Consider the following 910-nt stretch of genomic DNA (forward strand, 5'->3'; position numbering starts at 1 on the left):
GCCCTTGATGGTGTGCATGTTGCGGAACAGCTTGGCGATGGCAAAGGCCGTGGCTTGCGGGTTCTGGTGCACGATCTGCTCGTTCTCATCCAGGAAGCGGCGCGCGCTGCTGATGAATTCGGCAAACTTGGCCGGCGCCACCGCCAGGATTTCACCGATCATTTCCAGTTCGCGCTTCTGTTCGTTGGCTTCGGCCGCCAACTGGCGCAGTTCGGTCACGTCACGCACGCACAGCATCAGGCGGATCACCATGTCGGCCTCATCGGTGATGGGCGACCAGGACAGGTCGAGGATCTTGACGCTGCCATCGGCCATGGTCTTTTCGATTTCGCCCACCATCAGGTGTTCGTTGAATTCGAAGTTCATCACGTCTTCGCCGATGCAGGCGCCGCCGATGGCTTCGATCTGCGACAGGATATCGGCCCCCAGGTTGGTATTGGCAAAGACCAGTTCCATCACGTCGCGACCGGCAATGTCGGTGGTGTCGAACACGGTTTCCAGGAAGGCCGAGTACTCCGGGTGGACCTTGTTGCCTTCCACGATGGTGAGGATGCCCTGCGGGATGTTCTGCAACATGGCCTGCATGTCGGCCGTCTTCTGGCGCACCTGGGCCGAGGCTTGTTCGATCTTCTCGACCATGCCGTTGAAGGCGACGATGGAGTGCCCCACTTCATCCATGCGCTGCACCGGCAGGCGACGAGTAAAGTCCTGGCTGGTGGCGATCTCGCCCATCATGGCGGCCATATTGCTGATGGGGCCGGTGATCTGGCGATACAGCAGCAAGCCGATGCCCCCCAGCAGCAGCACGGCCACCACGGTCACGATGCTGATGGTGGTGGTGGTCTGCGCCAGCTTGCCGTTGAGCGAGGCAATGGCGTTGTCCTTGAAGCGATTCTTTCGATGCGCAGGG

1 protein-coding gene is annotated in these 910 nt (G+C 60.7%); it reads right to left on the reverse strand.

Annotated elements, in window-relative coordinates; all coding sequences use genetic code 11:
- On the reverse strand, window positions 1–910 hold a 910-nt coding region (locus tag I5W_RS28370), incomplete at both ends, for a HAMP domain-containing protein (RefSeq protein WP_044531769.1).

The organism is Herbaspirillum sp. B65 (assembly GCF_000333555.1).
GTDB lineage: Bacteria > Pseudomonadota > Gammaproteobacteria > Burkholderiales > Burkholderiaceae_D > Herbaspirillum > Herbaspirillum rubrisubalbicans.